Here is a 25,764-nt window from a genome sequence, read left to right as displayed (position 1 = left end):
GCGAGACCGCCGCCGCCGAATCCCGCGCCGAACTCGCCGCCGCCCGCGCGGCGGACGCGGCCGAAGCCGCGGGGAACGCCTACGACGCCGAGCGCCGCGCCGCCGAACTCCTCGCCGGAGAGGAGCGCCTCGCCGAACTCCTCAGCCTCCCCGCGACCGGCCCGTCCCTCCCCGCGACCGGCCCGTCCCTCCCCGCGACCGGTTCGCCGATCCCCGCGACCGACTCGTCCCGCCCGGCCGTCGGCTCGCTTCCCGGACAGCGCACCGGCGATCCCGGACACCGCACCGACGACGGCGACCAGGCGTCCGGTACGGCCAGGCCTGCCTCCAGTACGCCCAGGCCCGCCTCCGGTACGTCCGGGACCGGTGGGACCGCGCCCCAGGGCCCCCTCACCGTCACCGAGTTCGACCGGTACGCCGACGAACTGCGCGGCATGCTCGACCAGGCCGTCACCTCCGCCGAACGTCAGCTCTTCGACCTGCGCACCGCCGCCGCCGACGACTCCCGCATCCTCGGCGCGCTCGGCGACGGCGGACTCCTGCCGCCTGGCCCCGACGTCCTCGCCACCGTCGAATACCTCGGCGAGCACGGTATCCCGGCCCTCCCCGGCTGGCGCTACCTCGCCCAGTCCGTCGACCCCGCCGACCACGCCCGGGTCCTCGCCGCCCGCCCCGAACTCGTCGACGGCGTCGTGATCACCGACCCCGTCTCCTACGGACGCGCCCGCGACGCCCTGGCATCGGCCGCCCTGCTGCCCCGCTCCGCCGTCGCCGTCGGCACCGCAGCCGCCCTCCTCGCCCCCGTACCGGACCGGGACACCGCCGACGACACCGGCGTCTTCCTCGTCCCGCCGAACCCGGCCATGCACGACGAGCACGCGGCCGACGAGGAACGACACGCCCTGCGCGCCCGCGCCACGGCCCGCGACGAGGAGATCCGCACCCTCGCCGGCCGGCTCGCGGGCGACCGCGCCCTCGCCTCCCGCATCGGCGCCTGGCGCGCCGACTGCCCGCCCGGCATGCTCGCCGAACTCGCCGCCGTCGCCGCCACCGCCCGCGAGACGGCCGAGGCGGCCGCCGCCGCCCTCGACGAGGCCCGCACGACCCGCGCCGAGGCCGAGGAGATCGCCGCCGAGGCCGCCAGGACCCGAGACGAGCGCCAGGAGGCCGCCCAGCGCGCCCGCAGGGTCGCCGACGCCCTGGCAGGCCTCGCGTACCGACTGCGCGAACGCTCCGCCTGGCAGGCCAAGCTCCGTGAACTCGCCGACGATGCCACCGAGTCCGAGGCCCGCGCCCAGACCTGTCTGGAACGCGCCCGCGCCGCCGACGAGGACCGCCGCGCCACCCAGCGCTCCGCCGACGACGCCCACCGCACCGCCCGCGCCCTGCGCGCCGAGCGCGCCGAGATCGCGGGCGCCCCCGACACCCTCCCCGAGGTGGACGCCGACGCCCCGCGCGTCGCGCTCCCCACCCTGCGCGAGGCCTACCGGGCCGCCTCCCAGCTCTACGAGAAGGTCGGCGTCGGCGCCGACCTGCGCGCCGAGCAGGCCCGCGCCGAGAGCGACGAATCCGCCGCCCTCGCCGAGCTGGACCGCCTCACCAACAAGGTCCGCACCCGCGCCGAGCAGCTCCTGGAGTCCACCGACGGCGCCGACGGCCCGTCCCGGCAGGCCGCCGCCGCCCGCGCCGAGGCCCTGGTGCAGATGCTGGAGAGCCGCGCCTCGGAGGCGAGCGAGAAGCTCGGACGCCTCAGGGGCGAGGCCGAGCGCCTCGCCCCCGAGGACGGCGGGGCGCACACCGAACTGCCGGAGGAGCAGGTGCCCGCCGACGCCGAGCGCGCACAGGCCCTGCTCCGCACCGCCACCACGGAACTCGCCACCCGCACCGACGCCCTGGAGGCCGCCCGCGCCGCCCACGCCGGGCTGCTGAGGGACCACCGGGCCGCCGAGGACGCGGCGGGCGGCTTCGACGAGACGGCCGCCCTCCTCGGGGACCTGCTCCGCGACCACCCGGACGAGGAACGGGAGGAGGCCGAGCCCTACCGGGGCACCCTGGAGGAGGCCCGTACGACGGCCGCCGAGACCCGCCGGGCGCTGCGCGGCTGCACCGCCGAGCTGTCCTCGGCCGACGCCGCCGTCCGCGAGGCCGGCGACATCCTCGTACGGCACGCCAACTCCACCCGCTACGAGCAGGTCCGCACCCCGGCCCGCCAGCAGATCCGCGAACTGCCCGCGTCCGCGCTGCCCGAGCACGCCGCCAAGTGGGCCGAGGCCTTCGCGCCCCGCCTGCGGGTCCTCACCGACGAGCTGGAACAGCTGGAGCGCAACCGCGACTCCATCGTGGACCGGCTGCGCGGGCTCGTGGAGTCCTCCCTCGCCACGCTCCGCTCCGCACAGCGGCTCTCCCGGCTCCCGGAGGGGCTCGGCGAGTGGTCGGGCCAGGAGTTCCTGCGCATCCGCTTCGAGGAACCCGACCAGGCCACCCTCGCGGAGCGGCTCGGCGAGGTCGTCGACGAGGCCACCCGCGCCGCCGTCAGGAAGAACTCGGACCTGCGCCGCGACGGCATGTCCCTGCTGCTGCGCGGGGTGCAGGCGGCGCTCGAACCCAAGGGCGTCTCCGTCGAGATCCTCAAGCCCGACGCGGTGCTGCGGGCCGAGCGGGTGCCCGTCGGACAGATGGGCGACGTCTTCTCCGGCGGCCAGCTGCTCACCGCGGCCATCGCCCTGTACTGCACGATGGCGGCGCTCCGCTCCAACGACCGGGGACGGGACAAGCACCGGCACGCGGGCACGCTCTTCCTCGACAACCCGATCGGCCGCGCCAACGCCACGTACCTCCTGGAGCTCCAGCGGGCCGTGTCGGACGCGCTGGGCGTCCAGCTCCTCTACACGACGGGCCTGTTCGACACGACGGCGCTCGCCGAGTTCCCGCTGGTGATCCGCCTCCGCAACGACGCCGACCTGCGGGCGGGCCTGAAGTACATCAGCGTCGAGGAGCATCTGCGCCCCGGCCTTCCGCAGCCCGCCTCCGAGGGCGAGGCGATCCACGGGGAGATCACGGCGACCCGCATGTTCCGCCGTCATCAGTCCGACGAACCGGCCCTGGTGGACGCCCCGTAACAGGGCCGCAGGACCGTCGTACGCGGGAAGGCCCGGCCCCCACCAGGGGACCGGGCCTTCCCGCGCTCTCACACCGGCGGTCTCAAGCCGCTTCCGACAGCGACGTGGTCTCCGCCCGCTCCGCCCCGCGCCTGTCGCGCATCGACGGACGGGCCGTACTGCTCGGCTCCGACACCACACCGCCCCGCTGACGCCACACCTGACGGGTGACCCACACGTCGAGGACGCTCCAGGTGGCCACCACGGTCGAGGCGACCGCGGTCAGGGTGACCGGGAACGCCAGCCAGGAGCCCGCCACACTACAGAGGAACGCCACCACCGCCTGGATCAGCGTCACCGACGTGATCATCACCGCGCGCACCGCGGCGTCGCGCACCGGATCGGGCATCCGCTGGGTGCCCCGCTCTTCCTCCACCCACAACTGCCCCGCCGGCCGCGCCTCGTATCCCATGGTCCTGTCACTCCCCACCGCTGAACGACTCAAGGGGTGACTGCCCGGCTTGAGCACCTTTACGCGGACAGCGACCTCCCCGTGCTTATTGACGCACGAGAGGGAGCGAAGGTTTCGCCCGACCCCCCGGAAACGCCCGATACGGACGGCCGGAACAGAAAGTTCCAGCCATCTCCCCACACAGCGGAAAGGGCATGGCATCCGGTGTCCTCCGCCACAGTGGCCGATCTCAACTACCTGAATAGCGGGACATCTCACGATCGGCACTCACCCGACAGGCTGAAAACAGGCCGGACATGCCTTCGAGATGGTCTTGATGCAGTAGTAGGCTCACGCCGCCGTTTGTTGAAATTCAAGGTTGACGCCGGGTGTTGACACCGGACGTCACGAACGTGAAGGACCTCCGTGGCGCACGGAGGCCGAGCTGGGGGAGGCCATGCGCTTTCGCGGGAAGTCCATCCGCAGGAAGATCGTGGCGTTGCTGCTCGTACCGCTCGTCTCCCTCACCGGCCTCTGGGGGTTCGCCACCGTCCTCACCGGACGGGAAGCCGACCAACTCCTCGACGTCGGCTACATCGTCGACAAGGTCGGCTACCCCCTGGAGGACACCGCACGGGTCATCCAGGTCGAACGCCGCCAGTCGCTGATCTACCTCGCCGACCCCCGGGGCTCCGAAGCCCTCGACTCCCTGCGCGAGACCCGCGAGGCCACCGACCGGCAGATCACCCGCATCCGCGCCAACGCCGCCGATCCGGGCGTCCGCGAGGAGATGCGGCCCGCCACCGCCCAACGGCTCACCTCCCTCCTCGACGCGCTCGACGGCCTCGACTCGCTGCGCCACTCCGTCGAACACCGGGACATCGGCCGCATCCAGGCCCTGGAGTTCTACAACCGGCTCGTCGACCCCTGCTACGGCTTCCTCCTCACTCTCCACGCACTGGAGAACGTGGAGATGGACAAGCAGGGCCGCGCCCTCGTCGGCATCACGCGCGCGCGTGAACTGCTCTCCCGGGAGGACGCCCTCGTCCTCTCCGCGCTCCTCGCGGGCCGCTTCACCCGCGAGGAGATCCGCGCCGTCTCCGACCTGATCGCCAACCGCACCCAGCTCTACGACGTCAACCTCGAACTCCTGCCGCCCGCCGAGCGCGACCACTTCGAGAAGTACTGGAACAGCCCCGGCACCCGGCCGCTGCGCGCCGCCGAGAACGCGATCGTCGAAGCGGGCCCCACGAACGCACCGCGCACCATCACCCCCGCCTCCTGGCAGGACCAGGTCGGCCCCCTCCTCGACGACCTCGCACGGGAGAACACCGCCGCGGGCGACCGCTACCAGGAACGGGTCGCGCCCGCCGCCCGCAGCGTCCTCCTCAAGGTCGGCATCGCCGGCGTCCTCGGCTTCCTCGCCCTGCTCGCCTCGATCGTCGTCTCCATCCGCATCGGCCGCGCCCTCGTCCGCGACCTGCGCAGGCTCCAGAAGGAGGCCCAGGAGGTCTCCGGCGTCCGGCTGCCCAGCGTGATGCGCAGACTCGCGGCGGGCGAACAGGTCGACGTCGCCACCGAGGTCCCCCATCTGGGGTACGGAGAAGACGAGGTCGGCCGGGTCGGCCAGGCCCTCAACACCCTCCAGCGCGCCGCCGTCGAAGCCGCCGTCAAGCAGTCCGAACTGCGCCGGGGCGTCTCCGAGGTGTTCGTCAACCTCGCCCGTCGCAACCAGGTCCTGCTGCACCGCCAGCTGACCCTGCTCGACACCATGGAGCGGCGCACCGAGGACACCGACGAACTGGCGGACCTCTTCCGGCTCGACCACCTCACCACCCGTATGCGACGGCACGCCGAGGGTCTGGTCATCCTCTCCGGCGCCGCCCCCTCCCGCCAGTGGCGCAAGCCGGTCCAGCTCATGGACGTGGTCCGCGCCGCCGTCGCGGAGGTCGAGGACTACGAGCGCATCGAGGTGCGCCGGCTCCCGCGCCTCGGCGTGGGCGGGCCCGCCGTCGCGGACCTCACCCACCTCATCGCCGAACTCCTGGAGAACGCCACGGTGTTCTCGCCCCCGCACACCGCCGTGCAGGTCCTCGGCGAGCGGGTCGCCAACGGCTTCACCCTGGAGATCCACGACCGGGGCCTCGGCATGAACGCCGACGCCCTGCTCGACGCCAACCTGCGGCTCGCCGAGACCCCCGAGTTCGAGCTGTCGGACACCGACCGGCTCGGCCTCTTCGTGGTCAGCCGCCTCGCCCAGCGCCAGAACGTCCGTGTCTCGCTCCAGACTTCCCCGTACGGGGGCACCACGGCGGTCGTCTTCATCCCGGCCACCCTGCTCACCGACGCGCCCGAGACCCAGGGAGCCGGATTCCGGCTGGACCGCAAGGTTCCGGAGCACACCACCCAGGCCGACGAGACGGCCGGTCCCGGTGCGCTGCCGAGCCGCCGTCCCGCGCTCGCGCGCGTCCCGGACGTCACCGGGATGCCGGGCCCGCTGGACGGACCCGTCGAACTCGAAGGGCCGCTCGGCGCGGAGGACTTCGACGTCCTGCTCGACCGTTCGGCGGATCTGCTCGACAGCGACAGCGAGCGCGGTGGTCTCTTCCGGCCCCGTCGCGGTCGCCGCGCGGGCCTGGCCCCGGCCGACGGGCCCCAGCCGCAGGGCGGCCAGGACCGGACGGACGGCCAGGACGGCCGGGACGACGAGGGCGGTGCCGACGACGGCCCGGTGCCGCTGCCGCGCCGCCGCCCGACACCCACCCTCGTCGTGGACCACGGGCGCCGCGTCGACGAACCGGACCGCATCAGCGCCGCCGCCCAGGACCGGGGCCACGGCCTTCCGGACCGTGCGGGGCCTTCGCCGGACCGAGGCCACGGCCTCTCGGACCGCACGGACCCTTCCCCGGACCGTCCGCACGGCCTCCCCGGGCGGGACCATCCGCTTCCCGACCGGGACCAGCCGCTCACCGGCCGGGCGCACCCGGCACCCGGGCGCTCCTCCGAGACCGCACCGGACCTTCCCGGGACCGTCGGACCCGGCGTTCCCGGTCGGCGTCAGGACCACGGCGCCGACGGGGACGGGCCGCAGGCGCCCTCGTGGGGCTCCGGCCCCACGCTCGTCCCGGTACCGGGCGAGGGACCCGTCCGGGCGGACGGCCCCGAGCCCTTCGGCGGACTGCCCCGCCGGATCCGCCAGGCCAGTCTCGCGCCGCAGCTGCGCGGGACCGACGGCCCGGCCGACACCGGTACGGGCGCGCGTGCTCAGGCCCGTACGGGCAGCGCGTCCGAGGAGCCCGGTTCCTTCGAGCGGGACGCCGAGGAGGTACGCGCGCGCATGGCCGCCATGCAGCGCGGCTGGACGCGCGGACGTCGGCACAACGCCGATCCGGACGAACCGACAGCACCAGGAACGACACCCGAGGGGGACGGTCGATGACCGCACCGAACGCCACAGCACCCACTCTTTCCGGCGCCACGCGCGGGAACGGCGAACTGAACTGGCTCCTGGACGAACTCGTCCAGCGGGTCGGCTCGATCCGGAAGGCCCTCGTGCTCTCCAGCGACGGCCTTCCGACCGGTGCGTCTCAGGAGCTGACCCGTGAGGACGGCGAGCACCTGGCCGCCGTGGCCTCCGGCTTCCACAGCCTCGCCAAGGGTGTCGGCCGCCACTTCGAGGCGGGCAAGGTGCGCCAGACGGTCGTCGAGCTGGAGGACGCCTTCCTGTTCGTGACGGCCGCGGGCGACGGCAGCTGCCTCGCGGTGCTGGCGGACGTCGACTCCGATGTCGGCCAGGTCGCCTACGAGATGACGCTGATGGTCAAGAGGGTCGGGGTCCACCTCACGACGGCCCCCCGATCCGGTCTGCCCTCGGGAGGGTGAGCGGGACGGTATGACTGACGCAGCCGAGCGGAACCAGCAGAACCAGGGCCCTGCCCCCGGCCACCCTCACTGGTTCGACGACGAGGCCGGACCGGTGGTCCGTCCGTACGCGATGACCCGCGGCCGGACGAGCGCGGCCAGCCGTCACCGGCTCGACCTCATCGCCATCGTCGTTCCGGAACCCGCCGCCGACGATCCCGGCCGGGACCAGTCGCTTTCCCCGGAACACGTGGAGATCGTCGAACGCTGTTTCGAGCAGCCCCAGTCGATCGCCGAGCTGGCCGCCGGGCTCGACCTCCCCGTAGGGGTGGTCAGGGTCCTCGTCGGCGATCTCGTCGAGGACGAACTCGTCCATGTGACCCGCCCCGTTCCGCCGGCCGAACTGCCGGACGTGAGCATTCTCCGCGAGGTGATCAATGGCCTTCGGGCGCTCTAGCCGCAAGCACTCCGTCATCGAGCCGATGACCCTGAAGATCCTCGTCGCGGGCGGGTTCGGGGTCGGCAAGACGACTTTGGTGGGTGCGGTCAGCGAGATCAGACCGCTGCGGACCGAGGAGGTCCTCAGCGAGGTGGGGCGACCCGTCGACGACCTGCACGGGGTGGAGTCCAAGACGACCACGACGGTCGCCATGGACTTCGGCCGGATCACCCTCCGCGAGGACCTCGTCCTGTACCTGTTCGGCACTCCGGGCCAGGACCGTTTCTGGTTCCTGTGGGACGAGCTGGCGCAGGGCGCGCTCGGCGCGGTGGTCCTCGCGGACACCCGCCGTCTTGAGGACAGCTTCGCGGCCATCGACTACTTCGAGCGGCGCGGGATCCCCTTCACGGTGGCCGTCAACTGCTTCGAGGGCGCCCGGCGGTTCCCCGCCGAGAGCGTGCGCGGCGCGCTCGACCTCGACCCCGAGGTGGAGCTGCTGATGTGCGACGCGCGGGACCGGGAGTCCGTGAAGAACGTGCTCGTGGCCGTCGTCGAACACGCCCTCGTCCTCGCAGGCCGGGGACACGCGACGGCCGCCCGCTGACCTCGGGGCCCTCCTTGCGGAGGTGCCGCTCCCCTCGATCGTGCGATCATCGGACGTTTGTGCTTCGAAAGTGTGAACCTCCCTTCCGGTCATTGCCCGGCTTCTCTTGATCGCTCTAACGTGCGTCGAAAGCACTGGCGGAGTCGGGGCGGGGCATCGACGGGGCGATGTCCCGCCGCCAGGTCCGGGAGCACGCGAGAGGACGGAAGCATGCCGGTCAGGGTGAAGAGTCAGAAGTTCAGCATGCTCTTCGACTGGTTCGACCAGGGCGGCGACGGTGTGCTCACGCACGACGACTTCCAGGCGATGGGCGATCTCTTCACCGCCCTCGCCGCCGAGGACGACCAGGAGAACGCCTCGGCGATGCGGGAGGCGTTCGAGGAGTGGTGGCGGGTGCTGCTCACCCATGGGGACGCCGACGGGGACGGGCGGATCACCCGCAAGGAGTTCCTCGACGTGATGGAGGCCAACGTCACGGATCCGCGGAACTTCGAGAAGGCGGTGCTCGCGATCGCGGACGCCCTGATGAGAGCACTGGACACCAACGGTGACGGAGTCCTGAGCAAGGACGAGTACGTACGCATGTACAGCGCCCTGGGAATCCCGCCCGAGCACTCGGGCGAGGCGTTCCGACGGCTCGACCGGGACGGCGACGGGGCGATCAGCCACGAGGAGTTCCGTACGGCCATCAGGGAGTTCTATCTGAGCACCGACGACAAGGCACCGGGCAACTGGCTGATCGGCCCTCTCGACAAGACGGCCTGACGAGACGGTCTGACAAGACGGTCTGAACCCCGGGGAAGAGCCTTCGCGGAGCGGGGTTCCGACCACTTGGCGAGGGTGTCCTCAGCGCACCGCCACCACCGCCGACCCATGCCCGAACAAGCCTTGGTTCGCACAGACGCCGACCCGCGCCCCCGGCACCTGACGGGCGCCCGCAGTGCCCCGCAGCTGCCAGGTCAGCTCGCAGACCTGGGCGATCGCCTGCGCGGGCACGGCCTCCCCGAACGACGCGAGCCCTCCGCTGGTGTTGACGGGTAGCCGCCCCCCGAGCGCCGTCGCACCCTCCCCGAGCAGCTTGGCGCCCTCGCCCGGCGGACAGAGCCCGATGTCCTCGTACCACTCCAGCTCCAGCGCGGTGGACAGGTCGTACACCTCCGCGAGCGACAGGTCCTCGGGACCGATCCCGGCCTCCTCGTACGCGGCGCGCGCGATGGAGGCACGGAAGGTGTGCGCGGCGGGGGCGACGGCCACCGCCGAGTCCGTCGCGATGTCCGGCAGATCGAGCACCGCCTTGGGGTAGGTGGGGGAGACCGTCGACACGGCCCGGATCCGCACCGGATCGGAATGTCCGTGCCGTCGCGCGAAGTCCATGCCGGACAGGACCAGCGCGGCTCCGCCGTCGGAGGTGGCGCAGATGTCCAGCAGCCGCAGCGGATCGGCGACCACGGCGGAGGCGGCGACCTCCTCGGCGGTCACCCGGGCCCGATAGCGGGCCAGCGGGTTGAGCGCCCCGGCCGCCGCGTTCTTCACCTTGACCCGGGCGAAGTCCTCGGGGGTGTCGCCGTACAGGTCCATCCGACGGCGCGCGTACAGGCCGAAATACGCGGGGTTGGTGGCCCCGAGCACCCGGAACCGCAGCCAGTCGGGGTCGTCGGGCCGCTCGCCCCCGGCAGGAGCGAGGAAGCCCTTGGGCGTCGAGTCCGCGCCCACCACCAGGACCACGTCCGCGAGCCCGGCCAGGATCTGCGCCCGCGCCGTCCCGATGGCCTGGGCTCCCGAGGCGCAGGCCGCGTAGACGCTGGTGACCCGCGCGCCCTGCCAGCCGAGGGCCTGTGCGAACGTCGCCCCCGCCACATAACCGGGATAGCCGCAGCGCACGGTGTCGGCTCCGACGACCGACCCGACGTCGGCCCAGTCGAGACCGGCGTCGGCGAGCGCGGCACGGGCGGCGGCCGTCCCGTAGGTGACGAAGCTCCGCCCCCACTTCCCCCAGGGGTGCATCCCGGCCCCGAGCACGGCGATGTCGTTCACGGCCGCTCCTCCCGCCGCCCGGCCACGGGCCGCCAGTTCCAGGTGGTCCAGACGTACCGCTCGTCCTCGTGGAGGACGCCGGGCACCACCTCGACCTCCATGCCGACGGCGAGATGGGCCGTCGTGACCCCGGGGGCGGCCTGCCCGAGGACCACCATCGCCTCCTCCGCCAGCTCGACGGCGACGAGGGTGTACGGCTCCCAGGGCGCGTCCGGGTCGGACACGTAGGGGGCGGGCGGGCGGTACCGACCGTCGGTGTACGACCAGACCCGGCCACGCGGGGAGAGCGGGACCTCGGCGAGTTCGCCGCCCCCGCAGAACGGGTTGCGGCAGGCGTGGTCCTCGCGCGGGAAGAACACCGACGCACAGGCCGTGCAGCGGGTGCCGAGCAGCCGGAACCGGCCCCCCGGCACCGCGTCGTCGGTGAACCAGCCGGCCACCACCGGTCTGCGCGTCCGTGTCATCGGGGGCCTCCCGTGCCGCCGGTCATCACTGAGCTGACGAACCGTCAGGAGTGTGACACGGGAGCCCGGCCGACGGAAGACACGGGTGTACGGAAGCCGCCGGTCGACCGAAGACTCCGGCCGAGAGGAGGCGCGGGCCACCGAGCACCCGTCACCAAGCACCCGCCACCGAGTACCCGCCCCCCCGGCACCGCAGCAAACCGTCAGTGACCGGCCACCGACCTCCGGGCCACCGGAAAGTCGAAGAAGGTCTCAGGGAACGGCTCCGGCTTGAACGTGTAGTGCCACCACTCCTCCGGCAGGTTCACGAACCCCTGCTCCGCCAGCGCCCCCTTGAGCAGCTGCCGGTTGGCACGCTGTTCGCCCGTGACCCTCGGATCGTCCGTGTGCGAGCGGGTGTCGAAGCAGTCGTACCCGGTCCCCATGTCCACCGAGTTGTCCGGGAACCGCTCCGCCCGGGGCGCGTAGCACGCCGCCAGAGGCTCGCCCGGCACGTACGCGCGCGTGGGCACGGCCGGAAGCCGTACCACCGTCAGGTCCACCGTCGAGCCCCGGCTGTGCCCGGACTTCTCCGCGATGTAACCGTCCGCGAACAGCCTCGACTTGTCGACCAGCGGATAGAACTCCCTCTTCATCCGCTCGTCCGCCGGATCCTCAGCCCAGCGCACGAAGTGGTCGACGGCCCGCTGCGGCCGATAGCAGTCGTACACCTTCAGCGTGTAGCCCCGGGCCAGCAGCCGCGCCTGCGCCCGGTGCAGCGCCTCGGCGGCGGACCGGGTCAGGACGCACAGCGGCTGCCGGTAGCCGTCCACCGGCACACCCGTGAAGTTGTGCCGGGTCGCGTAGCGCATCTCCTGGAGGATCGTCGGATCGACCGAGGAGAGCGCCGTGAACTCCCTTGGCGCCTTGGGCTCCGGCGCGGCCGAGACGGGGGGAGCGGGGGTCGCGAGGACACCCGCGACGGCGAGCAGCCCGGCCGAGGCCGTGACGGCAAGGGTGCGGAGTGTGCGGACGAGTCCAGTCATGCGCACCGTCTACCAGGTACGGCGGCGCCGGGGAAGGGCGATCGCGTACGGTCGGTCCCGTGAAGGACACCCGTGACGCGCACTGCTCGTCCTGCGGCGCCCGCTACCCGGCCGACGCTGGCTGGCCCCGCACCTGCCCGGTCTGCGGCGCCACCGCCTACCGCAACCCGCTGCCTGTCGCCGTCGCCCTCGTCCCGGCCGTCGACGGCGCCCGTACGGGTCTGGTCGTCGTCACCCGGACCATCGAGCCCGCACGGGGCGGCGTGGCCCTGCCGGGCGGCTTCATCGACCACGCCGAGGACTGGCGCGCCGCCGTCACCCGCGAACTGCGCGAGGAGACCGGCATCAGGGCCCCGGCCGAGGACGTCCGGCTCGCCGACGCGATGAGTTCCCCGGCCGGACACCTCCTCCTCTTCGGCCTCCTCCCGCCCCGCCCTGCACACACCCTCCCGCCCTCCGCCGCCACGGACGAGACGACCGGCCACCACCTGCTCCACACCCCCCGGGAACTGGCCTTCCCGCTCCACACCGAGGCCGTACGGAAGTGGTTCGCGGGGGAGTACGGCTGAGGGCCCGCCACGGAGGGGAGCAGGGGTCCTGCGGGACCACCGGCCTCACCCCTCGGAAGCCGACTCCCCGCCCTCCAGCCCCCGGACCCGCACCGGCAGTTCCGGCCGCTCCACGCCCGCGTCCGTCACCCGTTCCACGACCACCCGGCCGTCCACCAGCCGTGACTGGTACCGCTCGATCTCGGCCGGTTCCCAGCCGTCCCCCGTGTCCCGTACGACGAGACCGCCACCGGTCCGCCCCGGCGCGGGCGCCCACACCTCCAGGGCCGGCCGTCCGTCGTCGCCGAGCACCGGCAGCACCGCCCCGGCCCGCGCGAGGACCGGTATCCGGGAGAGCGGCGCGTCCAGCACCACCCGGCCGGGCCCCTCGTACGCCCGCCCCGTCGACGTGTCGTACCAGCGGCCGCGCGGCAGCCCGACCGACCGCCGCTCCGCGCCCTCGGCGAAGACGGGCGCCACGAGCAGCGCGTCACCGAGCAGGAACGCGTCCTCGCACTCCCGCAGCGCCCGGTCCTCGGGCGCTCCCCACCACAGCGGCCGGACATAGGGCGCGCCCGTCATCCGGGCGAGCCGGGCCAGGGTCGTGAAGTACGGCCGCAGCCGCTCCCGCTCGGCCAGGGCCACGCGCGCGTACTCCAGGATTTCCGAGCCGAACTCCCAGGGCTCGCGCCGCCCCGCGTCGATCGCCGCATGCGTACGGAACAGCGGCAGCCACGCCCCCAGTTGGTACCAGCGCAGAAACAGTTCCGGTGACGGAGTGCCGTCGAAGCCGCCCACGTCCGGCCCCGAGTACGGCACCCCGCACAGCCCGAGCCCGAGCACCAGGGCGAGCGAGGCCCGCAGCCCCGGCCAGCCCGTGGACACATCGCCCGACCAGGTGCCCCCGTACCGCTGCATACCGGCCCAGCCCGAGCGGGAGAACAGGAAGGGCCGTTCGTCGGGCCGCAGCCGACGCAGCCCCTCGTATCCGGCCCGCGCCATCGCGAGGCCGTACACGTTGTGCGCCTCGCGATGGTCGCCGCCCCGGCCGTCGAGCGCGTGCCGGGCCGAGCGGGGCAGGGTCGGATCACCGAAGGGCACGAAGGAGACGGGCTCGTTCATGTCGTGCCACACCCCCGAGAACCCCTGCCGCAGCCGCTCCTCGTACAGCCCTCCCCACCACTCCCGTACCGCCGGATCCGTGAAGTCCGGATAGGCGCACGCCCCCGGCCACACCACCCCGCGCACCTCCTCGCCCCGCGCGCCCCTGACGAACGCCCCGGCCGCCCGCCCGGAGTCGTACACCGCGTTCCCCGGCTCGGCCTTCACCGCCGGGTCCACGATCGACACGAGCCGCACGCCCTGCTCCCGCAGCTCGGCCGCCAGCCCCGGCAGATCGGGAAAACGCTCCCGGTCGACGGTGAACACCCGGTGCCCGTCGTAGTGATCGATGTCCAGGTGTACGGCGGACAGGGCGAGACCCCGCTCCCGGTACCCGGCGACCACCCGCCGTACCTCCCCGGCGCTGCCGAAGCCCCAGCGCGCGTGCTGCGGCCCGAGCGCCCAGGCGGGCGGCAGCGCGGGCGCGCCGGTGAGCGCCGCCCAGTGGTGCAGCACGCGTGCGGGGGTGCCGACCACCACCCAGCAGCGCAGGGGCCCGCCGTCCATGCGGACCTCGCTCGTCGCCGGCCGGTCGTGCCCGGAACCCGCCCCCTCCTCGCCCTCGGCGAGGGTGACCCGGCCGTCCCAGGAGTTGTCGTGGAAGACCAGATGGGTTCCGGCGTCCGAGACGACGAACTGCACGGGCATGGTGATGTACAGAGGGTCGTCCCCGGGCCGGAAACCGCCCTTGGGGTCGGTGTTCCACAGCCGATAGGAGCCGTCCCTCAGGCGCGGCCCCGCCGCCCGTCCGCCGAGCCCGAAGAACCGGGCGTCGGCCGGCAGCTCGCTGCGCTGCACCCAGCGCGCGGCACCGGCGGGCGCCTGCCCGGCCCCGGCCGCCGGGCCCTCCACCGCGTCCTCGGGCCCGGACACCGGATCCCACCACCGGGGCGGCAGGTCCCTGCGCAGCATCACTCCGCCCGGGGTGCGGATCTCCACCGCGCCGCGCCGGGAGACCGCCACCGTCACCCGCTCCGAGACGATCCGCCAGCCGCCGTCCGTGTCCGGCTCCAGAACGGCCCGGGGATCCGGATCGGGAGCCTCCCCGGCCAGCGCGTACGAAGGGAGCGGACCGGCCCCGTCCCAGGCCCAGAAGACGGTGCCGCCCGCCGACACGCAGACCCGCAGGACGGACCGCGCGAACCGGATGGTCCCCCCGCCGGGAGAGGCCTCCGCCACCACCGCGAGCCCCGGCACCCGGGCCCGCTCCGGGCCCCTCGGCGGCAGCTGCCGCGCGTCCGTACGGCGCTGCCGCCACGCCGCCCGCACCGTCCGCAACCCCCGCACCGAGCCGAACACCTTCATCGAACGCACCAGTTCACGACCGTACATGCGGCTCACCCTGCCACCCACCAGGGACGGAACAGGCTCCGTTCAGTCTCCGTTCACCCATGGTGGGAGCACATGTTCAACTGCCCGACCATGGGCGGCCGCCCCTGGTGCGAAAGACGATCACATGACATCGTCCTGTCAGCCGCGTCACGCGCACACCCCAGCACGTGCGCGGGACACACGCCGACCCCGTGTACAGCCAGGGAGCCCCCTCCATGACATCAGCGCAGACCGAGCCGCTCTGGCAGCCCGACGAGGAGCGCATCGCCTCGTCCGCTGTCACCCGCTTCCAGTCCTGGGCCGCCGAGCACCACGGCGCTCCGGCGGAGGGCGGATACCCGGCGCTCCACCGCTGGTCCGTCGACGAGCTCGAAGCCTTCTGGCAGGCCGTCGTCGAGTGGTTCGACCTCCGCTTCGCCACCCCGCACGAGCGGGTCCTCGGGGACCGCTCCATGCCCGGTGCCGAGTGGTTCCCCGGCGCCACCCTCAACTACGCCGAGCACGCCCTGCGCGCCGCCGACGAGCGCCCCCACGACACGGCCCTGCTCCATGTGGACGAGACACACGAGCCCACCCCGATCACCTGGGCCGAACTGCGCCGCCAGGTCGGCTCCCTCGCCGCCGAACTCCGCGCCCTCGGCGTACGCCCCGGCGACCGCGTCAGCGGCTATCTGCCCAACGTCCCGCAAGCCGTCGTGGCCCTGCTCGCCACCGCCGCCGTCGGCGGCGTGTGGACCTCCTGCGCCCCCGACTTCGGCGCCCGCAGCGTCCTCGACCGCTTCCAGCAGGTCGAGCCGGTCGTCCTGTTCACCGTGGACGGTTACCGCTACGGGGGCAAGGAGCACGACCGCCGCGACACCGTGGCCGAACTCCGCGCCGAACTGCCCACCCTGCGCGCGGTCGTCCACATCCCCATCCTCGGCACCCCGGCGCCCGAAGGCGCCCTCGACTGGGCCGCCCTGGTCGCCTCCGACACCGAGCCCGTCTACGAGCACGTCCCGTTCGCGCACCCGCTGTGGGTCCTGTACTCCTCCGGCACCACCGGCCTGCCGAAGGCGATCGTCCAGTCCCAGGGCGGCATCCTGGTCGAGCACGTCAAGCAGCTGGGGCTGCACTGCGACCTCGGCCCCGAGGACGTGTTCTTCTGGTACACCTCCACCGGCTGGATGATGTGGAACTTCCTCGTCTCCGGCCTCCTCACCGGTACGACCGTCGTCCTGTACGACGGAAGCCCCGGCTACCCGGACATCGCCGCCCAGTGGCGCGTCGCCGAACGCACCCGCGCCACCCTCTACGGCACCTCCGCCGCGTACGTCATGGCCTGCGCCAAGGCCGACGTCCATCCGGGCCGGGACTTCGACCTCTCGGCCGTGGGGTGCGTCGCCACCACCGGCTCCCCGCTGCCGCCCGACGGCTTCCGCTGGCTCCACGACGAGGTCCGCGAGGACCTCTGGATCGCCTCCGTCAGCGGCGGCACCGATGTCTGCTCCTGCTTCGCCGGGGCCGTCCCCACCCTCCCGGTCCACATCGGCGAACTCCAGGCGGCCGGCCTCGGCACCGACCTCCAGGCCTGGGACCCCTCCGGCAAGCCGGTCATCGGCGAGGTCGGCGAGCTGGTCGTCACCAACCCCATGCCGTCCATGCCGATCCACTTCTGGAACGACCCCGACGGCAGCCGCTACCGCGAGAGCTACTTCGAGATGTTCCCGGGCGTCTGGCGCCACGGCGACTGGATCACGATCACCGACCACGGTTCGGTCGTCATCCACGGCCGCTCCGACTCCACGCTCAACCGCCAGGGCGTCCGTATGGGAAGCGCCGATATCTATGAGGCCGTCGAGCGCCTCCCGGAGATCCGCGAGTCCCTCGTGATCGGCCTGGAGGAGCCCGACGGCGGCTACTGGATGCCGCTCTTCGTCCACCTCGCGGAGGGCGCCGCCCTGGACGACGAGCTGATCGCCCGCATCAAGGCCACGATCCGCTCGGAACTCTCCCCGCGGCACGTCCCCGACGAGATCATCGAGGTCCCCGGAGTCCCGCACACCCTCACAGGCAAGCGCATCGAGGTCCCGGTCAAGCGGCTGCTCCAGGGCACGCCGCTGGCCAAGGCCGTCAACGCAGGTTCCGTCGACGACCTCGGCCTGTTGCGCTTCTACGAGGACCTGGCGGCCTCCCGCAAGGGCTGAGCGGACCCGGTCACCCCCGCCCGGCCCCGAGCGAGCCGGTCACGCCCGCGCCGCCCCGGGCAGCTCGCCGGGGGCGGCGGCCGCCGCCTTGGCCAGCACCGCCGAGACCCCGAGGACGGTACCGGCCGGACCGGCCGAGGTCGCCTCGGACAGGACCGTGCGCTCCCCGAGGAACGCCGACGTCGAACGGTCGAAGATCCATTGGGTCTGCTCGCCCCCGGAGGTACGCGCCACGGCGACGCCCTCCCGGCCCGCCGCGTCCTTCGCGGACGGCAGCACCGTCACCCCGGGGATGCGCGCGGCGGCCTCGTACAGCGCGGCGGTGACCTTCGGCGGCGCCCAGGTCTCGGCGAGCAGCGTCCCGATCGCGGTGAACGCGCGCTGATCGGCGTCCCCCTCGGGCCGACGGGTCTCCTCACGGATCAGCCCCAGCAGCGCGCCCGGATCCGTCGGAAGCGCCGCCACGTACGCGTGCGTCGGATGGGTGACGGACGGGGGCGCCGCGTCGAGCGTGGTCTTCCGGGGCGTGGCACCCGGGCCGTCCAGCTCGTACACCGGCAGCCGGGTGCCGAGTTCCACATCGGCGGCGCCCGGTTCGCGCAGCAGCCCGGTGCGGCTGCCGTCGGCCGAGAGCCACACCTCCCGCTGACGGGCGGCGGGCAGCGAGGCGGCTCCGCCGGACGCCGAGCGGCCGGCGTGGGCGACCAGGCTCCGCACGTACACGTACCCGTCGGCCCGCACGTCCGGCGCGGGGGCGGCTGCGGCGGCGAGCGCGGCCCGGTTCAGCAGCCGCCCGGCCCCGTCAGAGGCCCGCAGGCCCACCCGGTCGGGCCCGGGAGCCCCGGCGGGCGCGTCCTGGAGCGCGAACACGGTGACCCCGGCGGCCACCGCGCAGGCGGCGACGGGCAGGACGATCCGGCCGAACCGGAACCCGGGACGGGTCCGGCGAGCGGGGGCCGACAGCCGGTCCCCGCTCTCCTCGGCGAGGGCGGTGCGCAGCACGGCGTGCCGCAGGTCGAGATTCCGCTCCGGCGTCAGCTCGGGCACCCGGGGCGGCGGCAGCAGCTCGGCGAGTTCGGCGCGCAGCAGCGCATCGGCATCCACGCGCGCGTGACCCTGGGCGTGCGGCGGGCGGGGGGCGAAGGCGTTCATGCCTGGTTCTCCGGGATCGATCGGGGCACGAGGGCGGGGGGACGGGCGGCGGAACGGACGACGGACCGACCGGCCACGCCTCCGGACCCGGCTTGGGAACGGGTTTCCGGTCCGACTACGGGACCGGCACCGGGACCGGCTTCCGGCCCGGCTTCGAACCCGGCTCGGAGACCGGCCTCCGGTCCGTCCACGCACCCGGTCCGGGGACCGGCTTCGGCAGGAGTACGCGCGGGCGTGCGGCCGTCGTTTGCGGCGGCGGGCCCTCCGGGGGAGCGGACGGCGCCGCCCGCCGCCCGGTCCTTCCGGCGCACCGCGCGCAACTCCGCATCGGCGAGCTTGCGAAGCCGTTCACGGGCCCGGGAAAGGCGGGACCGTACCGTTCCCACCGGGACCCCCAGGGCCTCCCCGGCGGCGGCGTAGTCGAGTCCGGCCCACACCACGAGGGTGAAGACCTCCCGCTCGCGCCGCCGCAGCTTTCCGAGCGCGGCACGGGCGGCCCGTACCTGCTCCCCGTCGGTCATCCGGGCCAGGACCTCGTCGGCGAAGTCCGGCAGCACCCCGCGCTCGGGCATCCGGGCCAGGGCCGCGTCGCGCCGCCGGGTCTCCCGCGCGGCGCCCCGCATGATGTTGGTCGCGATGCCGAGCAGCCAGGGGCGCAGACTGCCGCCGTCGGCGTGCACCTTCCCCCGGCAGCGCCAGGCTTCCAGGAACGCGGCGGACACGACGTCCTCCGCGGTCGCGCGGTCCCCGCAGACCCGGTAGGCGTAGTGGTACAGCACGCGTGCGTGCTCGTCGTACGCCTCCCCGAGCGCCGAGGGGTCTCCGGCGCGGAAACGATCTCTCATAGGTGATTCCACATCTTGCACTGGGCCCTGGCTCACCGGGGTTCCCGTGACCTGGACCACACTCCCTTTCCCACGCCCTGTTCCCGCACCCCCTCTCCCACGCCCCGGAGAGCGGCCGCCACGGCGCGCGGGGCACGTTCAGGCGCCCCGGCGCACACGTCGCGACGAGCCCTCACCCCCCGTAGGTGGCCTGAGCGTCCCCCAGTACCCCGGCGAAGTCCGCCGCCAGACGGTCCGCCTCCCGTACGTCCAGTGCCGCCACGGTGATCCGTACGGCGGGCGGGGTGGCGATCCGGAAGCGGGCCCCCGCCGCGACCCACCAGCCCTGCGTCCGCAGCCCGTTGACCACCGCGGACTCGTCGCGCACCGGCACCCACACATTGAGGCCGCTCGCCCCGACGGCCCGGATTCCCCGTGTCCGCAGCGCGCCGATCAGCCCCGCGCGCCGTTCCGCGTACGCCTCCTCGCCCGCCGCCACGCGCGCGCGTACCGAGGGATCGCCGAGCAGACCGGCCACCGTCTCCTGGAGCAGATGACTGACCCAGCCCGAGGTCATCAGCATCCGTCCGTCATGGCGCGCAAGCGTCACCGGATCGCAGGCGACCCCGGCCCACCGCAGATCGATCCCGAGGTGCTTCGAAGCGGTCCGCACCTGGGCCCACCGGTCGAGCCCCGCCGCCGCGAGCGTATGCGCCGCCCCTCCGCCGATGTCCGCGGCGTGGTCGTCCTCGACGACGAGCACCTCGGGAAACTCCCGTATCACCGCCACCAGTTCGTCCCGTCGTGACCGGGTGAAGAACGCCCCGGTCGGGCACTGCCCCCGGGGGCTGCACACCACCGCCCGCGCCCCGCCGCGCAGCGCCGCCCGCAGCGACTCCGGTACGAGCCCCTCGCCGTCGACCGTCACGGGAACCATCCGCAGGCCGAGCGCGGGCACCAGATCGAGCAGATGGTGGAAGCCGGGGTCCTCCACGGCCACCGCGTCGCCGGGCCGCAGCTCCGTCGCGAGCAGGCGCGCGATGCAGTCGAGCGCCCCATGGGCGAACGTGACGTGCTCGGCGGGCACCCCGTCCCGCTCGAACCACTCCCGCGTCAGCCCTTCCAGGGCCGCGAGCCGGGGCGCGGCGCGATGGGACCCGTACACCGGGCCGACCGTCGACGGGGGGCGCAGTACGGGCAGGAAGGCCGGGTCCGGATGGCCGCCGGCCAGGTCCACGAGACCGTCCGGCACGCGCGGGGGGCGCCGGGAGGCCACCGAAGGCACCTCCGCCACGACGGTCCCGCCCCGCCCCCGCGTGACGACGACCCCCCGCCGCCGCAGCTCCTTGTAGGCCGTCGCGACCGTTCCCGGGCTGACCTTCAGGAGGTCCGCGAGCCGCCGTACGGGGGGCAGCGCGTCGCCGGGGGAGAGTCCGCCCTCGGCCACCCCGCGCTCCACCGAGGCGGCGATCCCCTTGGCCGTCGTACCGTCGATCGCATATTGTGCTGTCACGTAGTCAAGTATGTATTGATACAAAGCAGTTCGCAAGGGGGACTCATGAGCCGCGCCACCCGCTCCACCCGACCGGCAGGGAAGGACCGCGTCCCGGGCGGACCCGACGGCCGCCGCATGCTCCTCGTCAACTTCATCGACAAGTGCGGCACCGGACTCTGGTCCACGGCCATGGCCCTCTACTTCACCTATGTCACCGGCCTCGGGCTCGGACAGATCGGCCTCCTCGTCGGCGTCTCCGGCGCCGTCGGCATAGCGGGCGCCCCCCTCGGGGGACGCCTCGCCGACCGCTTCCCCCTCGTCCGCGTCCTCATCGCCACCCAACTGCTCCGCTCGGCCGCGCTCCTCGCCCTGCTGGTCACCGACGACTACCCACTGCTCGTCCTCGTCTCCGCGGCGGGCGCCCTCCCCGACCGCGCCACCAACGTCCTCACCAAGCTCTACGCCGCCCGGGTCGCGGGCCCCGAACGCGTCCGCTACCAGGCCGTCAACCGCACCGTCTCCAACATCGGCTGGACCCTCGGCGGACTCGGCGCCGCCGCCGCGCTCGCCGTCGGCACCACCACCGCCTTCCACCTGCTGCTCGTCGGAGACGCCCTCTCCTACCTGGTGATGGCGGCCCTCACCCTCCGCTGCGCCGAACCCCCGGCCCCCGCCACCCGCGTCGTCGCCTCATCCGCAGACCCCGCCCCCGCGGCCAAGCCCTCCAACCCCTGGCGTGACCGGGGCTTCCTCGCCTTCACGGCGGGAGACGCGGTCTTCTTCCTCCACGACTCGATCCTCCAGGTCGCCCTGCCCCTCTGGGTCGTCCACGCCACCGACGCCCCCGTAGGCATCGCACCCCTCCTGATGGTCGTCAACAGCGTCCTCGTCGTGCTCTTCCAGGTCCCGCTCTCCCGCTTCGGCACCACAGCCGAGGCCGCCCGCCGCCTGCTCCGCCCCCTCGCGGCTCTCTTCGTCCTCGGCACCCTCGCCCTCGCCGCCTCGGCCTTCGGCGGCCCCACCCTCGCCGTCACCGCACTCGTCATCGCGGCTGTCGCCCTCACCTTCGCCGAGATGATCCACACCATCGCCTCCTGGGAGATCTCCGTCTCCCTCGCCCCCGACGACGCCCAAGGCGCCTACCTCGGAGTCCACGGCCTCGCCCAGTCCACCCAGCGATGCGTCGGCCCCCTCCTCATGACCGGCCTCGTCGCGGCGGGCCCCCTCGCCTGGCCGGCGCTCGGCACGGTCCTCGTCGCCGCCACCACCGCCCAGAGCCGACTCGTCCGCCGCCACCTCCCCACACCGTCACTGTCAGTGCCCAAGGTTACGGTGAGTGAGCACTGATCGGACTGTCACCAGGGGGAGACATGACACGGACCGGCACCACCCAGGCAAGCCTCCGACGCGCCCTGCGCCGGGAAGTCCCCAGCACCGTCGGCCTCCTCGCCGACGAGCACGACTTCACCACGATGCGCCAGTACCGGACCTTCGTCTTCGACGACCACCCCACCTACGTCCGGCAGGTCGAGGCCCTGCTCAAGACCCTCGCCCGCCAGGGCGGACACACCACCGTCACCCTCTTCGACCCCGAGGAGTACGCGGCCTACTGCGCCGAGACCGCCATCGACCCCGACCACCCCGCCAGCCGCAGCCGATTCACCGCCCACCTCGCCGTGACCGGGGCCCGCATCGCCTATACGGGCCAGCCCTTCGCCGACCTGCTGACCGACCTCGTCGACACCGCCGTCCGCCACGCCACCTGGGAGTACGCCACCACCGTCCTCGCCACCACGGGCGACTGCGCCACCTGCGGCAAGGACATCGGCAAGGCCGCCTTCGAGCGGGCCACCACCCTCCTCACCCGACTCCTCGACGCGGCGGGGCCAGGCACCCACCACCTCGTCTGTAGCGTCCCCGCCGCCGACGACCAGCTCCTCGCCGCCCTCCAGGCCGACGGCTCCACCCGGCCCGCCTCGGTGGCGGAGGAACCGGCCACCGAATTCACCGCCGTACTCGCCGCGGGCATCGCCCTCGGCGCCCGCGGCGGACTCGTCCTGCGCACCCTGACCCCCGGCGCCCCCGACCGGCTCCACGGCTGGCGCCTCACCGACGGCTCCCTCGTCCCCCTCACCGAGGCCGAGGTCTTCGCCGCCTACTGCACGGACAACCGCACCGGGGAGCCCCTCCCTCCGGAGCCCGGCGTCGAGCACCGCGCGGGCTTCCCCCTCCCCACCGACCCCGACGACGACTGGCCCGCCCACCACTGACCCCGTGAACGCCGAAGGGGCTCTCCGCCACCACCGTGACGGAAAGCCCCTTCGAAGAGCGGTACGGGAAGGATCACTCCCCGGACAGCACCGCCTGCGCGGCCACCCGCGCCTCGTGCGCGGTGTCGGCCGCCCGCGCGGCGGCGGCGGCCCGCTCGCACTGCGCCAGCGTGTACTTGGCCAGCGTCGCCCGGACGTACGGAATCGACGCCGCACCCATGGAGAGCGAGGTGACGCCCAGACCCGTCAGGACACACGCGAGCAGCGGGTCCGACGCGGCCTCGCCGCAGACGCCACAGCTCTTGCCCTCGGCCTTGGCCGCCTCGGCGGACAGCGCCACCAGGTCGAGCAGCGCGGGCTGCCACGGGTCCTGGAGCCGGGACACCGCACCGACCTGACGGTCGGCCGCGAAGGTGTACTGAGCCAGGTCGTTGGTGCCGAGGGACAGGAACTCGACCTCCTGGAGGATCGAGCGCGCCCGCAGCGCGGCCGAGGGAATCTCGACCATCGCACCGAACTTCGCCCGCAGCCCCGCCTCACGGCACGCGTCGGCGAAGGCCTTCGCGTCCGTACGGTCGGCCACCATCGGCGCCATGACCTCCAGGTACACGGGCAGGCCCTCGGACGCCTTCGCCAGCGCCGTGAGCTGCGTCCGCAGCACCTCGGGGTGGTCCAGGAGCGACCGGAGCCCCCGCACGCCGAGAGCCGGGTTCGGCTCGTCGGCGGGGGTCAGGAAGTCCAGCGGCTTGTCCGCTCCGGCGTCGAGCACCCGCACGACCACCCGGCCCTCGGGGAACGCCTCCAGGACCTTCCGGTAGGCCTCGACCTGCTTCTCCTCGGACGGCGCCTTGGAACTGTCGTCCAGGAAGAGGAACTCGGTCCGGAACAGGCCGACGCCCTCGGCGCCCGCCTCCACCGCCGCCGGGACGTCCGAGGGACCGCCCACGTTGGCGAGCAGCGGGACCTTGTGCCCGTCCGAGGTGGCGCCGGGGCCGCTGGACGTGGACAGCGCGGCCTTCCGTGCCGCCGCGGCGCGCGTCAGCTCCGCCTTCTTCTCCTCGCTCGGGTTCACGAAGATCTCGCCGGTCGAACCGTCGACCGCGATGAGCGTGCCCTCGGCCAGCTCGCCCGCGCCCGGAAGCGCGACGATCGCCGGCACGCCCAGGGCCCGCGCCAGAATGGCGCTGTGGCTGGTCGGCCCGCCCTCCTCGGTCACGAACCCGAGGACGAGCGCCGGGTCGAGCAGCGCCGTGTCGGCGGGGGCGAGGTCACGCGCGATCAGCACGTACGGCTCGTCGCTGTCCGGCACGCCGGGCATCGGCACGCCGAGCAGGCGCGCGACGATCCGGTTCCGCACGTCGTCCAGGTCGGCGACCCGTCCCGCCATGTACTCGCCGGCCCCGGCGAGCAGCTCGCGATAGTGCGAGAAGGCGTCGTAGATACCGCGCTCGGCCGTGCTGCCCACGGCGATGCGGCGGTCGACATCGGCGATGAGCTCCGGGTCCTGGGCGATCATCGCCTGGGCCTCCAGCACGTGCTGCGCCTCGCCACCGGCCAGATTGCCGCGTGCAATCAGGTCAGCGGCGACAGCTTCCACGGCCTGACGGGCGCGCCCCTGTTCGCGCTCCGCCTCGTCCGCCGGAATCTGCTTGGCCGGCGGTTCGAGGACCGCCGTGCCCATGTGCCGGACCTCGCCGATCGCCACACCGTGGCTGACGCCGACACCTCGCAGCGTTGTCTCCATCTCACCTGTCTCCGATAGTGCGGCGGCTCCGGCCGCCGCGATGAATGTGGAACGCGCGGTCGTCACGGGGACGCCGTGGATCAGTTCCAGCCGAAGAGCGCGTCGCCGGCCTTCACGTCGCGGTCCTCCACGACGTCGGAGAGCGAGTCGGCCGTGGCCTCAAGGGCCACGATGGGACAGATGGGGGACTTGCCGGCCGCTTCGACGTCGGCGGGGTTCCAGCGCACGACGGGCTGTCCGCGCGTCACGCGGTCACCCTTGTTCACGAGCAGCTCGAAACCCTGCCCGTTCAGCTGAACGGTGTCGATGCCGAGGTGCGTCAGTACGCCGTGACCGTCGTTGTCGACGACGACGAAGGCGTGCGGGTGCATGGAGACGATGACCCCGTCGACGGGGGAGACGGCCTCCGAGGGCTCACGTACGGGATCGATGGCGGTACCGGGACCGACCATCGCGCCGGAGAAGACCGGGTCGGGAACTGCGGCGAGACCGATGGCGCGTCCAGCAAGCGGCGACGTCACGGTTGTCATGGGAAGCCTCCCAGGGGCGGAGATCGTGTTACGCCGTCACTACCTGTCCTGGACGGCGTACTGTTCTGAAGCGTATGTCATAAGAAGTCCCGGTTCCGCATGAGACGTACGAGTTATGCGGAGCTAGGGACCACCGGAACGATTTGCCTGTACTGGCGGTGGGATGTACTGTCGTACTCCTGCCTGACCCCACCGCGGCTTCATGTCGCTGGTCGGCAGCACCATCAAGCTTGATCCTAACCCCAGTGGTCTACACCTCTGCATGCTCGCAGAGGGATTGGTCAGGGGGAACGAAAAAGCCTGGTAATGTTCAACCCCGCCGGGAACGGAAAAGCGAAAGCGAATTCCAGCCCTGGCAGCCCGCTCCAGCGGGTGGCGGAAACGGAAATCGGGTCTGCTAAGCTGGAAACACGAAATACCGAAGGAAGCGCCCGGAGGGCCTGGAAACAGGAACGAAGGAAGCGTCCGCACCTTGAGAACTCAACAGCGTGCCAAAAATCAACGCCAGATTAGTTGATACCCCGTCCATCTTCGGATGGTCGAGGT

19 protein-coding genes and 1 pseudogene are annotated in these 25,764 nt (G+C 73.2%); 10 read left to right on the top strand and 10 right to left on the bottom strand.

Going from position 1 to position 25,764, the window contains the following annotated elements; all coding sequences use genetic code 11:
• A pseudogene (locus BU197_RS15560) lies at positions 1 to 3,119 on the top strand (hypothetical protein); the annotation flags it as partial.
• A gap of 82 nt (positions 3,120 to 3,201) precedes the next feature.
• Here BU197_RS15560 and BU197_RS15555 read toward each other — a convergent pair.
• Positions 3,202 to 3,570: a hypothetical protein gene (locus BU197_RS15555; protein ID WP_317452111.1), complete on the bottom strand. Its 369-nt coding sequence runs from the start codon at positions 3,568 to 3,570 to the stop codon at positions 3,202 to 3,204.
• A gap of 436 nt (positions 3,571 to 4,006) precedes the next feature.
• On the opposite strand from BU197_RS15555, the gene BU197_RS15550 reads away from it, so the two are divergent.
• From BU197_RS15550 to BU197_RS15530, 5 genes are all read left to right on the top strand, one after another.
• Positions 4,007 to 6,988, top strand: a complete 2,982-nt coding sequence (locus tag BU197_RS15550; RefSeq protein WP_188268883.1) for a nitrate- and nitrite sensing domain-containing protein — start codon at positions 4,007 to 4,009, stop codon at positions 6,986 to 6,988.
• Positions 6,985 to 7,431: a roadblock/LC7 domain-containing protein gene (locus tag BU197_RS15545; protein ID WP_188268882.1), complete on the top strand. Its 447-nt coding sequence runs from the start codon at positions 6,985 to 6,987 to the stop codon at positions 7,429 to 7,431. The genes BU197_RS15550 and BU197_RS15545 overlap by 4 nt, the downstream gene beginning before the upstream one ends.
• Positions 7,432 to 7,441: 10 nt before the next feature.
• Positions 7,442 to 7,867 (top strand): DUF742 domain-containing protein, encoded by a 426-nt coding sequence (locus tag BU197_RS15540; protein WP_188268881.1) that lies wholly within the window; start codon positions 7,442 to 7,444, stop codon positions 7,865 to 7,867.
• Complete coding sequence (locus BU197_RS15535; RefSeq protein WP_188268880.1) at positions 7,848 to 8,453, top strand: GTP-binding protein; 606 nt, start codon at positions 7,848 to 7,850, stop codon at positions 8,451 to 8,453. The genes BU197_RS15540 and BU197_RS15535 overlap by 20 nt, the downstream gene beginning before the upstream one ends.
• Positions 8,454 to 8,663: 210 nt before the next feature.
• Positions 8,664 to 9,218, top strand: a complete 555-nt coding sequence (locus BU197_RS15530; RefSeq protein WP_188268879.1) for an EF-hand domain-containing protein — start codon at positions 8,664 to 8,666, stop codon at positions 9,216 to 9,218.
• 81 nt (positions 9,219 to 9,299) lie between these two features.
• Here BU197_RS15530 and BU197_RS15525 read toward each other — a convergent pair whose 3' ends face one another.
• From BU197_RS15525 to BU197_RS15515, 3 genes are all read right to left on the bottom strand, one after another.
• Entirely contained in the window at positions 9,300 to 10,457 is a 1,158-nt protein-coding gene (locus tag BU197_RS15525; RefSeq protein WP_262928248.1) for a lipid-transfer protein, read from the bottom strand.
• Between the two features lie 26 nt (positions 10,458 to 10,483).
• Entirely contained in the window at positions 10,484 to 10,951 is a 468-nt protein-coding gene (locus BU197_RS15520) for a Zn-ribbon domain-containing OB-fold protein (protein ID WP_188268877.1), read from the bottom strand.
• 203 nt (positions 10,952 to 11,154) lie between these two features.
• Positions 11,155 to 11,976: a M15 family metallopeptidase gene (locus BU197_RS15515; RefSeq protein ID WP_188268876.1), complete on the bottom strand. Its 822-nt coding sequence runs from the start codon at positions 11,974 to 11,976 to the stop codon at positions 11,155 to 11,157.
• 59 nt (positions 11,977 to 12,035) lie between these two features.
• On the opposite strand from BU197_RS15515, the gene BU197_RS15510 reads away from it, so the two are divergent.
• Complete coding sequence (locus BU197_RS15510) at positions 12,036 to 12,545, top strand: NUDIX domain-containing protein (RefSeq protein WP_188268875.1); 510 nt, start codon at positions 12,036 to 12,038, stop codon at positions 12,543 to 12,545.
• A gap of 45 nt (positions 12,546 to 12,590) precedes the next feature.
• Here the strand turns inward: BU197_RS15510 and BU197_RS15505 are convergent, their stop codons facing one another.
• Positions 12,591 to 15,017 (bottom strand): glycoside hydrolase family 31 protein, encoded by a 2,427-nt coding sequence (locus BU197_RS15505; RefSeq protein WP_188268874.1) that lies wholly within the window; start codon positions 15,015 to 15,017, stop codon positions 12,591 to 12,593.
• 215 nt (positions 15,018 to 15,232) lie between these two features.
• Between BU197_RS15505 and BU197_RS15500 the strand changes: the two genes are divergently transcribed.
• Positions 15,233 to 17,203: an acetoacetate--CoA ligase gene (locus tag BU197_RS15500; RefSeq protein WP_188268873.1), complete on the top strand. Its 1,971-nt coding sequence runs from the start codon at positions 15,233 to 15,235 to the stop codon at positions 17,201 to 17,203.
• Between the two features lie 39 nt (positions 17,204 to 17,242).
• Here the strand turns inward: BU197_RS15500 and BU197_RS15495 are convergent, their stop codons facing one another.
• The 3 genes from BU197_RS15495 to BU197_RS15485 all read right to left on the bottom strand — a co-directional run bounded on the left by BU197_RS15495 (position 17,243) and on the right by BU197_RS15485 (position 20,692).
• On the bottom strand, positions 17,243 to 18,355 hold the full coding sequence (locus BU197_RS15495) for a CU044_5270 family protein (protein ID WP_188268872.1): 1,113 nt from the start codon (positions 18,353 to 18,355) through the stop codon (positions 17,243 to 17,245).
• The gene (locus BU197_RS15490) at positions 18,352 to 19,200 is read right to left on the bottom strand and encodes an RNA polymerase sigma factor (protein WP_223183811.1); all 849 of its coding nucleotides are present in this window, start codon (positions 19,198 to 19,200) and stop codon (positions 18,352 to 18,354) included. Before BU197_RS15490 ends, BU197_RS15495 begins: the two co-directional genes overlap by 4 nt.
• 172 nt (positions 19,201 to 19,372) lie before the next feature.
• Positions 19,373 to 20,692: an aminotransferase class I/II-fold pyridoxal phosphate-dependent enzyme gene (locus BU197_RS15485; protein WP_188268871.1), complete on the bottom strand. Its 1,320-nt coding sequence runs from the start codon at positions 20,690 to 20,692 to the stop codon at positions 19,373 to 19,375.
• 45 nt (positions 20,693 to 20,737) lie between these two features.
• On the opposite strand from BU197_RS15485, the gene BU197_RS15480 reads away from it, so the two are divergent.
• Positions 20,738 to 22,021: an MFS transporter gene (locus BU197_RS15480; protein ID WP_317452292.1), complete on the top strand. Its 1,284-nt coding sequence runs from the start codon at positions 20,738 to 20,740 to the stop codon at positions 22,019 to 22,021.
• Positions 22,022 to 22,044: 23 nt separating this feature from the next.
• Complete coding sequence (locus BU197_RS15475; RefSeq protein WP_188268870.1) at positions 22,045 to 22,944, top strand: hypothetical protein; 900 nt, start codon at positions 22,045 to 22,047, stop codon at positions 22,942 to 22,944.
• A 73-nt stretch (positions 22,945 to 23,017) separates the two neighbouring features.
• On the opposite strand, the gene ptsP is transcribed toward BU197_RS15475, so the two are convergent.
• The gene (ptsP, locus tag BU197_RS15470) at positions 23,018 to 24,688 is read right to left on the bottom strand and encodes a phosphoenolpyruvate--protein phosphotransferase (RefSeq protein WP_188268869.1); all 1,671 of its coding nucleotides are present in this window, start codon (positions 24,686 to 24,688) and stop codon (positions 23,018 to 23,020) included.
• Between the two features lie 80 nt (positions 24,689 to 24,768).
• Complete coding sequence (locus BU197_RS15465; RefSeq protein WP_188268868.1) at positions 24,769 to 25,218, bottom strand: PTS glucose transporter subunit IIA; 450 nt, start codon at positions 25,216 to 25,218, stop codon at positions 24,769 to 24,771.
• Positions 25,219 to 25,764 lie beyond the last annotated feature (546 nt).

This window comes from Streptomyces sp. CBMA291 (assembly GCF_014596525.1).
Lineage (GTDB): Bacteria > Actinomycetota > Actinomycetes > Streptomycetales > Streptomycetaceae > Streptomyces.
The sequence above is the reverse complement of the archived record's forward strand: the minus strand, read 5'-3'. Positions and strand labels throughout refer to the sequence as shown.